This is a genomic window from Pantoea folii, assembly GCF_056678875.1.
The window spans coordinates 167,176-176,970 of the sequence record NZ_JBWXON010000013.1 but is presented as its reverse complement, the minus strand read 5'-3'; the positions used below and the strand labels follow the sequence as shown (position 1 = coordinate 176,970).

General features: G+C 54.2%; 10 protein-coding genes and 1 tRNA gene. 5 read left to right on the top strand and 6 right to left on the bottom strand.

Features of this window, described 5'->3' with window-relative positions; translation table 11 throughout:
• Nucleotides 1-120 precede the first annotated feature (120 nt).
• Both AC1MDE_RS16300 and xthA read left to right on the top strand, forming a co-directional pair.
• Nucleotides 121-205 (top strand) — tRNA-Tyr (locus AC1MDE_RS16300).
• A gap of 110 nt (nt 206-315) precedes the next feature.
• Nucleotides 316-1,128, top strand: coding sequence for an exodeoxyribonuclease III (gene xthA / locus AC1MDE_RS16295; protein ID WP_034828809.1), 813 nt, complete (start codon nt 316-318; stop codon nt 1,126-1,128).
• Between the two features lie 33 nt (nt 1,129-1,161).
• Here the strand turns inward: xthA and AC1MDE_RS16290 are convergent, their stop codons facing one another.
• The 4 genes from AC1MDE_RS16290 to AC1MDE_RS16275 form a co-directional block, all read right to left on the bottom strand.
• Entirely contained in the window at nt 1,162-1,416 is a 255-nt protein-coding gene (locus AC1MDE_RS16290; protein WP_236699723.1) for a YnjH family protein, read from the bottom strand.
• Between the two features lie 41 nt (nt 1,417-1,457).
• Complete coding sequence (locus AC1MDE_RS16285) at nt 1,458-3,380, bottom strand: DNA topoisomerase III (protein ID WP_058959828.1); 1,923 nt, start codon at nt 3,378-3,380, stop codon at nt 1,458-1,460.
• Nucleotides 3,381-3,402: 22 nt separating this feature from the next.
• A complete protein-coding gene (gene selD, locus AC1MDE_RS16280; RefSeq protein WP_058959829.1) occupies nt 3,403-4,446 on the bottom strand; it encodes a selenide, water dikinase SelD in 1,044 nt (347 codons plus the stop codon).
• A 153-nt stretch (nt 4,447-4,599) separates the two neighbouring features.
• Entirely contained in the window at nt 4,600-5,151 is a 552-nt protein-coding gene (locus AC1MDE_RS16275; RefSeq protein WP_034828801.1) for an NAD(P)H nitroreductase, read from the bottom strand.
• Between the two features lie 169 nt (nt 5,152-5,320).
• Here AC1MDE_RS16275 and sppA point away from each other — a divergent pair, with 169 nt between their 5' ends.
• The 3 genes from sppA to pncA all read left to right on the top strand — a co-directional run bounded on the left by sppA (nt 5,321) and on the right by pncA (nt 8,904).
• Nucleotides 5,321-7,180, top strand: a complete 1,860-nt coding sequence (sppA, locus tag AC1MDE_RS16270) for a signal peptide peptidase SppA (RefSeq protein ID WP_045816086.1) — start codon at nt 5,321-5,323, stop codon at nt 7,178-7,180.
• An 85-nt stretch (nt 7,181-7,265) separates the two neighbouring features.
• Entirely contained in the window at nt 7,266-8,279 is a 1,014-nt protein-coding gene (gene ansA, locus AC1MDE_RS16265; protein WP_038646633.1) for an asparaginase, read from the top strand.
• A gap of 16 nt (nt 8,280-8,295) precedes the next feature.
• Nucleotides 8,296-8,904, top strand: a complete 609-nt coding sequence (gene pncA / locus AC1MDE_RS16260; protein ID WP_058959831.1) for a bifunctional nicotinamidase/pyrazinamidase — start codon at nt 8,296-8,298, stop codon at nt 8,902-8,904.
• Between the two features lie 35 nt (nt 8,905-8,939).
• Here pncA and AC1MDE_RS16255 read toward each other — a convergent pair whose 3' ends face one another.
• A complete protein-coding gene (locus AC1MDE_RS16255; protein WP_045816085.1) occupies nt 8,940-9,221 on the bottom strand; it encodes a YeaC family protein in 282 nt (93 codons plus the stop codon).
• A 2-nt stretch (nt 9,222-9,223) separates the two neighbouring features.
• Nucleotides 9,224-9,634, bottom strand: coding sequence for a peptide-methionine (R)-S-oxide reductase MsrB (gene msrB / locus AC1MDE_RS16250; protein WP_058959832.1), 411 nt, complete (start codon nt 9,632-9,634; stop codon nt 9,224-9,226).
• Nucleotides 9,635-9,795: the final 161 nt, after the last annotated feature.

The following is a 9,795-nucleotide window of genomic DNA, read 5'->3' as shown; positions in this document are numbered from 1 at the left end:
CCGAGCGGCCAAAGGGAGCAGACTGTAAATCTGCCGTCATCGACTTCGAAGGTTCGAATCCTTCTCCCGCCACCATCTGAATAATCTTCTCACCTGAATCACTAAGAGCTTTATATCCCTGGCGGGATTCCCGAGCGGCCAAAGGGAGCAGACTGTAAATCTGCCGTCATCGACTTCGAAGGTTCGAATCCTTCTCCCGCCACCATCGCTTTTCCTATTGATTACATCGTTATTTCTTCCCGATTCAATCCATGACATTCTAACGAAAACTCGTTACCATCCCGGCATACTTTTGCGGATAAGAATGGCAGCGAAATGAAATTCATCTCTTTCAACATCAATGGCTTGCGCGCACGCCCTCATCAACTTGAAGCCCTCGTCGAACAGCATCAGCCAGACGTCATCGGCCTGCAGGAAACCAAAGTTCACGATGACATGTTCCCGCTCGAAGACGTCAGCAAGTTGGGTTACAACGTGTTTTATCATGGTCAAAAAGGCCACTACGGCGTCGCGCTGCTGACCAAAGCGCAGCCTGTTTCGGTACGTCGTGGTTTTCCCGGTGATGATGAAGATTCACAACGCCGCCTAATCATGGCGGAGATCCCCAGCCCGATTGGCGACATCACCGTGATTAACGGTTACTTCCCGCAGGGTGAAAGCCGTGACCATCCAACTAAATTCCCGGCGAAAGAGAAGTTCTACCGTGATTTACAGGATTATCTGGAACAGCAGTTGGCGGTTGATAAGCCGGTGCTGATCATGGGTGACATGAATATCAGCAGTACCGATCTTGATATCGGCATTGGCGAAGATAACCGCAAGCGCTGGCTGCGCACCGGTAAATGCTCATTCCTGCCAGAAGAGCGTGAGTGGATGGATCGCCTGTTGCATTGGGGTCTGGTCGATACCTGGCGCGCGAAATACCCGGAAACGGCTGACCGTTTCTCCTGGTTCGACTACCGTTCAAAAGGTTTTGATGATAACCGTGGTCTGCGTATCGACCTGTTGCTGGCCAGTCAACCGCTGGCAGCGCGTTGCATTGAAAGTGGCATTGATTACGAGATCCGCAGTATGGAAAAACCATCGGATCATGCACCTGTCTGGTCGACGTTCAATCTGGAAAAATAAGTAAACTGCGTGGCGTGAGAACGCCACGCACCTTTACTTGATGATTTTCCAGATAAGCGGGTTAGTGCCCATCACTTTCTCATCACGCCCACACTGCAGCAGCACGCCTTCCGCTTTCACTACTGCCCCTTCAGAGTAACTGCGATTCTCATAAGTGCAGCACTGCAGACAGTTGCTCTGCTGATTATTCTGTCCCTGTGTCCAGACTTCCGGTGGCATATCCACCACCACATCCGTATTGCCCGTGCGACTGTTTTCCGGCTGGCGGTTCGCCAGCGCCGAATTCATGCACAACAGCAGCCCGCTAAGCGCTAATAGGATATAACGCATCACTCTGTCTCCTTGGTTTTACGCCGGGTCGATTTCGGTTTTGCTTTACGTTTAGCGGCCGGTGCGGCAATGCCTCTAAATGATTGCAACGAGGGTCGCTGACGCGCTTCGCCAATTAACCCGATCAGCGTGGCAACCAGCGGCTGCATAAACTCATCGTAGCGGCAGGCCTTTTCACTGATGCGTGTTAATGTCGATTCCCATTGAGCCGTCATATCTGGTCGGGCCGCCATTTCTGGTAACGCATGGATCAGCGCCCTGCCCGCGTCCGTAGAATGAATATAGCGGCCTTTCTTCACGAGGAATGTCCGGCGGAACAATAATTCAATAATGCCGGCTCGCGTCGCTTCCGTCCCTAAACCATCGGTCGCACGCAGCACTTTCTTTAGTTCTTTATCCTGAACAAAGCGCGCGATGCCGGTCATGGCGGATAACAGGGTGGCATCGGTAAACGGGCGCGGCGGCTGCGTCTGCTTGGCATGCACCTCACCGCGCTCACACAGCAGCTCATCGCCCTTTGCCACCACCGGTAAAGGCGTGCCATCGTTCTCTTCATCGCGTTCTTTACTGCCGAGTAAGGCACGCCAGCCCGCTTCTGACAGAAAACGCGCTTTGGCAACAAACTTACCCCCGCCAATCTCGAGATCGATAACACATTTGCGAAACACCGCGTCTGGGCAAAATTGCATCAGATACTGACGTGCCACCAGGCCGTAAATATTGGCTTCATTCTCCGTGAGGTTCACTTTACTGGCGCGGGCGGTAGGGATGATCGCGTGGTGCGCATCCACCTTTTTATCATCCCAGCAGCGGTTCTTCTGATCAGGGTTAAAATCCGTAGGCGGTGTCAGATTGGGTTGGTGCGCCTGTATCGCATTCAGCACCGCATGCCGTCCGGCAAAATGTTCATCCGGCAAATAACGGCTGTCTGAACGCGGATAGGTAATCAACTTATGGGTTTCATACAGACGCTGGCAGCAGTCCAGTACGTTTTGCGCACTCAGGCCGAAACGCTTTGCCGCCTCGATCTGCAGGCTGGAGAGCGAAAACGGCAATGGTGCGGTGTCAGATTCCCGTTTGTCGTTATAGCCTGTCACTATCGCCGGCTTACCGTTGATGCGCTCTAAGACATGATCGGCCAGCGAACGGTGTAACAGGCGACCTTCCTCATCCTGCCAGGGTTCGCAGGCGTCGCTGGGTATCCAGCTGGCAACAAAACGCTCATCCTTCGGCGTCACAATGTGCGCTTTCACTTCGAAGTAATCTTTAGGAATGAAGTTTTCGATCTCTTCATCGCGACGCACCACCAGGCCGAGTACCGGCGTTTGTACGCGTCCGACCGACAGCACGCCATCATAACCGGCATTGCGGCCTAATAGCGTCCAGGCACGGGTCATATTGATGCCGTAGAGCCAATCTGCGCGGGCGCGGGCCAATGCGGATACGCACAGCGGGATAAACTCGCGATTCTCACGTAAACGGCTGACTGCTCGCTCCACGGCGGAGGGGTTGAGATCGTTAATGAGACAGCGCTGCACTTTCTGCCGCTTTTCCGGCGCGAGTTGCAGGTAGTCCAGCACTTCATCCACCAACAGCTGACCTTCTCGATCCGGGTCACCGGCGTGCACCACTTCACTCGCCTGTTGCAGCAAACCCTCAATCACTTTGAGTTGCTTAGCCACCGACGGACGTGGCTGTAAACGCCACTTTTCCGGAATGATCGGCAAGTCGGCAAGATTCCAGCGCGCATAGCGGCTGTCATAGCTGTCCGGCTGCGCCTGTTCCAGCAAATGTCCGACACACCAGGTGACCATCTGATCGTTGCCACAGGCAATAAAACCGTCACCGCGGCGATGCGGCTTCGGCAGTACATCAGCAATGGCACGCGCCAGGCTGGGTTTTTCAGCAATAAACAAACGCATGTCTGGCGTCGTTCCTTCTACGTCAATTCACGACGGTAATTAATGGACAGGAAGGATCGGCAGCGAAGAGTTCACCCACCGCCGTCGCCTGCACGCCGGCCAATATTGCGCAGCGCTGGAAGGCTTCGACCTCGCTGGGTTGCACCGCCACCAGTAAACCACCCGAGGTTTGCGGATCGCACAGTAACGCGCGTGTTGCATCGTCCATTGCGGAAATCAGGGCGCCATAGCTGGCAAAATTGCGCTGAGTGCCGCCGGGCACGGCACCTTTGGCGATATACTCATCGACACCCGGTAAGCGCGGAACCTGTGTGGCGTGGATTTCCGCACGCAAACCTGATCCCTGGCAAATCTCACTCAGATGTCCCAGCAAGCCAAAACCGGTGACATCGGTCATGGCGCTGACGCCATCCAGTTTGGCGAACTCGGCACCGGCTTTATTCAACTGACACATCACCTCCGCCGCTAATGACTGGTGTTCTGGCAGCAGAAGGCCTTTTTTCTCGGCTGTGGTCAGGATGCCAATTCCCAGCGGCTTGGTGAGAAACAGCTGGCTTCCTACCTGCGCGGCGCTGTTCTTTTTCACCCGCGCCACATCAACAATTCCCGTGACGGCCAGGCCAAAAATCGGCTCCGGCGCATCGATCGAATGCCCACCCGCCAGCGCAATACCAGCAGCCTGACAGGCCGCACGACCGCCTTCAATGACCTGCTGAGCCACTTCCGGGCTCAGCACGTTGACCGGCCAACCCAGGATGGCAATCGCCATAATCGGTTTGCCGCCCATGGCATAAATATCACTGATAGCGTTGGTGGCGGCGATACGGCCAAAGGTATGGGGATCATCAACAATCGGCATGAAGAAGTCGGTGGTGCTGACTACCGCTGTGCCGTTGCCAAGATCGTATACGGCAGCATCGTCACGTGTTTCGTTGCCCACCAGCAACTGGGGGTCATGAAAAGGGGTCAGCTCACTATGAAGAATGGTTTCCAGTACCTGCGGCGAAATTTTGCAGCCGCAGCCAGCTCCATGGCTGTATTGCGTCAGACGAAGAGGTTCACTCATGGCGGGTTCCTTATGCGCTGAACAGAAGGCTGTATGTTAGCCTGGCTGTCAACCGGTGGTAAGTGTTGCGCGGTTTAAGCTCGATCTTTCGCACACGCGGTGTGCAATCTTTGCAACACGCCTCACCCTGCCGAAGAAACCCGCTGATGTCTGTCAGAAATAACTGACAAATTGCGCGGTGTCCGGTGCAACTACCGTGGTATTTGCTTTAAGCTGCGGTGTACCGAGATACAGGAATCCGACAATCGCATCCTGCTCGCGGCAACCAAAGGCTTCGCGTACCGAAGGATGGTCGGTCCATGGACCGCTGCGCCAGATACCGTTAAAGCCCTGCGCCACCGCGGCCATTTGCATCGCCATCACGGCACAACCTGCTGAAACCAACTGTTCCCAATGCGGGACTTTGGCATGCTCTTCACAGTGCGCCACAACAGTGATAATCATCGGCGCTCGAAACGGTGCGGTGGCGGATTTTTCAATCGCCTTTTCATCGAGGTTGCTGTCACGCGCCGCTTGTTCAAGCAATTTACCAAAACGCTCACGCCCTTCATTCTCTACAATGATAAAGCGCCACGGCTGCAACGTACCATGATCCGGTGCACGTAAGCCTGCGTGCAAAATGTTCTGCAAGACTTCGCCCGCTGGTGCCGGTTCTGCCAGACGCGAAGCCGAACGGCGGTTAATTAATAAATCCAGTGCATCCATCATTATTCTCCCGTGAATAAAAAGCGTGGGCTAATCCTGGCACAGCAAGATCTTTTGTAACAGTCTGGCGCGATTTCCTGCTGACATTTCGCACGCTGCTCTTTAGGATGAACCCGACATCGGGGCAGACCGCGTGGCGACTGCCCTGTTACGTGAATATGGAGAGTTTATGCGCACATTGTGGCGAATTATTGCTGGCCTGTTCCGCTGGAGCTGGCGGGTGTTAAATTTTATTCGGGAATTCATTCTTAATTTATTCCTCATCGTCTTAATCCTCGCCGGTGTCGGTATCTGGTTACAGCTTTCCAGCGCCAACAGCAGCGAACCGGTGCAACAGGGTGCACTCAAAGTGGATTTAAGCGGTGTATTAGTGGATAAACCTTCCGTCAGTAATCGCCTGAGTCGCATCAGCCGTGAGTTGCTGGGCGCGAGCAGCGATCGCCTGCAAGAGAATTCATTGTTCGACGTGGTGGATGCGGTTCGTCAGGCAAAAACTGACAAAAACATCACCGGGATCGTGCTTGATTTGCGTGATTTTGCTGGCGGCGATCAACCCTCATTACAATATCTGGGCAAATCGCTGCGTGAGTTCCGTGATGCGGGCAAACCGATATACGCCATTGGTGATAGCTATAGCCAGGCGCAATACTACATCGCCAGCTATGCCACCAAAATTTATCTGTCACCGCAGGGCACCGTTGATCTGCATGGCTTTGCTACCAATGGGTTGTATTACAAATCCCTGCTAGAGAAGCTCAAAGTCAATTCTCATGTGTTCCGTGTGGGCACCTACAAATCTGCCGTCGAGCCTTTCCTGCGTGACGATATGTCTCCGGAAGCACGTGATGCGGATGGTCGCTGGATCGGCCAGCTGTGGCAGAACTACCTGAACACCGTTTCCGCAAATCGCCAGATTACCCCGGATCAACTGTTCCCGGGAGCAGCCGGCGTCATCAGCGGATTGCAGGCTGTTGACGGCGATACCGCAAAATATGCGCTGAACAGTAAATTGGTTGATGTGCTGGACAGCCGTGCGGCTGCCGATCAGGAACTGGTGAAAACCTTTGGCTGGGATAAAGCCAATAACGATTATCGCAACGTCAGCATTTACGATTACACCGTGAAGCAGCCTCAGCAGGATCAGGATGGCAATATTGCGGTGATCTTCGCCAGCGGTGCGATTATGGACGGTGAGGAAACCGCCGGAAACGTGGGTGGCGATACCACCGCTTCGCAGATTCGCGATGCACGTCTCGATCCGAAAATCAAAGCGATTGTACTGCGCGTCAACAGCCCAGGTGGCAGCGTGTCGGCATCGGAAGCGATTCGTGAAGAGTTAGCCGCAGCCCATGATGCCGGCAAGCCAGTGGTGGTCTCAATGGGCGGCATGGCGGCTTCAGGCGGCTACTGGATCTCGACGCCAGCAGACTACATTGTGGCCGCACCCAGCACCTTGACCGGTTCAATCGGTATTTTCGGCGTGATTAACACGGTTGAAAATAGCCTGAACAGTATTGGTGTGCACACGGATGGCGTGGCCACTTCGCCACTGGCGGATGTTGCCACCACTAAAGCCCTGCCGACGGAAGTGCAACAGTTGATGCAGCTGACCATCGAAAATGGCTATCGCAATTTTGTCGGACTGGTAGCGAAGTCGCGTCACAAAACGCCAGAGCAGATCAATGATATCGCCCAGGGCCACGTCTGGACCGGTAGCGATGCCAAAGCGAATGGTTTAGTCGATGCGTTGGGTGATTTTGACGATGCCGTGGCGAAAGCGGCCGAATTGGCAAAAGTCGCCAAGCCGCAGCTTAGCTGGTATCAGGACGACCCCGGCATGATTGACCTGCTGCTAAATCAGATGAATGCCTCTGCACAAGCGATGCTGCCAGCAGCACTGAAGGTGTGGCTGCCCGCGCCGATGCTGGACGTAATGAGTGCAGTGAAAGATCAGCCTGGCCTGATGAACAATCTTAATGATCCGCAAAATCGCTACGCCTTCTGCCTGAACTGCGGCAACGTACGCTAATCTTTACAGCCCGGCCGCTGGTCGGGCTGCTTTTCGCTGTTAATCCCCTTATACTGCGCGTTTTACGGCAAGTCTGAGTTCTTCCATGCAAAAGAAAAATATCTATGTAGCCTACACGGGCGGTACCATCGGTATGCAGCGCTCCGCGCACGGCTACATTCCGGTTTCCGGCCACTTGCAGCAGCAACTGGCCAACATGCCAGAGTTCCATCGGCCTGAGATGCCGAATTTCACCATCCACGAATATCAGCCTCTGATGGATTCGTCAGACATGACGCCATTGGATTGGCAATCGATTGCTGATGACATTAAACAGAATTACGACAGCTATGATGGTTTTGTGATTCTGCATGGCACCGACACCATGGCATTCACTGCCTCGGCGCTGTCATTCATGCTGGAAAACCTGGCGAAGCCGGTAATCGTAACCGGCTCGCAGATTCCACTGGCAGAATTGCGCTCAGATGGTCAGCAGAATTTACTCAATTCGTTGTACGTGGCCGCTAATTATCCGATCAATGAAGTGGCGTTGTTCTTTAACAACACGCTGTTCCGTGGCAATCGCACCACCAAAGCGCATGCCGACGGCTTTAACGCCTTTGCCTCACCGAATCTCCCTCCTCTGCTGGAAGCCGGTATTCACATTCGTAAACTCAATACGCCACCTGCGCCTCAGGGCAGCGGTGAGCTGATTGTGCACCCGATTACTCCGCAGCCGATTGGCGTGGTCACCATCTATCCGGGTATCTCTGCCGATGTGGTACGTAACTTCTTGCGCCAGCCGGTGAAGGCCCTGATTCTTCGCTCATATGGGGTGGGCAACGCGCCGCAGAATGCCGAATTCCTGGCTGAGCTGCAGCAGGCCAGCGAACGTGGGATTGTGGTGGTGAATCTGACGCAATGCATGTCCGGCAAAGTGAACATGGGGGGTTATGCCACTGGCAATGCGCTGGAGCATGCGGGCGTGATCAGCGGTTTTGACCTTACCGTTGAGGCAACATTAACAAAACTGCACTTTTTGTTGAGTCAAAACCTCACCAACCCGGAAATTCGTGCCAGAATGCAACAGAATTTACGCGGCGAACTGACCGACGACTGATACGGAGCGAGATGTAATGAAGCGGGCATTGATAATCATCGATATTCAAAACGATTTTTGCCCCGGCGGCCCAATGGCAGTGCGCGAAGGCGACCAAACGGTTGCCGTTGCCAATCGCTACGCACGCGAGTTCCGCGATCGGGGAGAATGTGTAGTGGCATTACAGGACTGGCATCCGGCAGATCACGGCAGCTTCGCCTCTGTCTCTGGTGAACCGGTGTATACATTGGGTGAACTGAACGGTCTGGCGCAAATCTGGTGGCCCGATCACGGTATTGAGAACTCAGTGGGTGCGGATTTTCACCCCGAACTGGATCGCACACTGATTGATGCGGTGTTCCACAAAGGCGGCGATGCTGACGTGGACAGCTACAGTGCCTTCTTCGACAATGGCCATCGCCGTAAAACGGAGCTGGACAGCTGGCTGCGGGAACGCGGCATCAGCGATCTGGTGATGCTGGGTCTCGCCACCGATTACTGTGTCAAATACAGCGTGCTGGATGCGCTGGAGCTGGGCTACAACGTTGAAGTGGTGAAAGAGGGTTGCCGCGGCGTCAACCTGAATCCTGATGATAGCGATATTGCCATCGAACAGATGCAAGCTCAGGGTGCGGTAATAATCTGAAAATGAGGGCTGGTGAAAACCAGCCCTTTTGCGCTCTAGTGCAGGTTAATGCGCGTGATGTCCGGCTCGATACCGAACTCTTCCTTAAGCTGCTTTTTCGACTTCATCACCATCTCCCCCCCTTTGCCAATGGTCATATGCTGCGGGTCGTCGTTGTGACGCGCCTGCCACAGCATCACCAGCTGCAGGCAATTATCGCGCTGCTCTTGCGTCAGCGCGACACCGTCCGGCCATTTACCGGTTTCCACTGCGGTGGCGAGCCGCTCGTAGACTTCCGGCGTCATCGCCGCCAGCATGGCTTCCAGTTCTTGCTTCATGCTCAGCCCTCTTGTTGCTTGCCCTGCTCATCGGTAAAGCTCAATGAGGCAGAGTTAACGCAGTAGCGCTCACCGGTAGGCTGCGGGCCATCCGGGAAGACGTGGCCGAGATGCGCATCGCAATTGCCACAGCGAATTTCCACGCGGTGCATACCGTGAGAATCATCTTCCAGATAACGAATCGCATCATCGCTGTACGGCTGGTAAAAGCTCGGCCAGCCGCAGCCTGAATCATATTTAGAGTCTGAGAGGAACAGCGGTGAATTGCACACTAAACAGTGGTAGATACCTTCCTGCTTGTTATGCAGGAGTGCGCCACTGAAAGGAGGTTCCGTGCCGCGATGCTGTGTGACATAACGCTGCATCTCAGAGAGCTGCGCGATTTTTGCCTCGGGTGCGGTGTCTTTAGCCATTTTGAGTTCCGGAGTGTCATTCTGTAAAAATCGACTAGTATTCTAACAAACGAACAACATCATCATGGTCTTTTTTCGTGCGAACCCGTTCTCCACGACTGCCACAGCGCAAAATTGTGACGTCGATCACCCTTTGCAAAAGTCATCCCTTTTCGGTCGGT

Coding starts and splice junctions, on each gene's coding strand:
- AC1MDE_RS16275 (WP_034828801.1), bottom strand. CDS start 5,151: ATGGATGCACTGGATTTATTAATTAACCGCCGTTCGGCTTCGCGTCTG.
- sppA (WP_045816086.1), top strand. CDS start 5,321: ATGCGCACATTGTGGCGAATTATTGCTGGCCTGTTCCGCTGGAGCTGG.
- ansA (WP_038646633.1), top strand. CDS start 7,266: ATGCAAAAGAAAAATATCTATGTAGCCTACACGGGCGGTACCATCGGT.
- msrB (WP_058959832.1), bottom strand. CDS start 9,634: ATGGCTAAAGACACCGCACCCGAGGCAAAAATCGCGCAGCTCTCTGAG.
- pncA (WP_058959831.1), top strand. CDS start 8,296: ATGAAGCGGGCATTGATAATCATCGATATTCAAAACGATTTTTGCCCC.
- AC1MDE_RS16285 (WP_058959828.1), bottom strand. CDS start 3,380: ATGCGTTTGTTTATTGCTGAAAAACCCAGCCTGGCGCGTGCCATTGCT.
- AC1MDE_RS16290 (WP_236699723.1), bottom strand. CDS start 1,416: ATGAATTCGGCGCTGGCGAACCGCCAGCCGGAAAACAGTCGCACGGGC.
- selD (WP_058959829.1), bottom strand. CDS start 4,446: ATGAGTGAACCTCTTCGTCTGACGCAATACAGCCATGGAGCTGGCTGC.
- AC1MDE_RS16255 (WP_045816085.1), bottom strand. CDS start 9,221: ATGAAGCAAGAACTGGAAGCCATGCTGGCGGCGATGACGCCGGAAGTC.
- xthA (WP_034828809.1), top strand. CDS start 316: ATGAAATTCATCTCTTTCAACATCAATGGCTTGCGCGCACGCCCTCAT.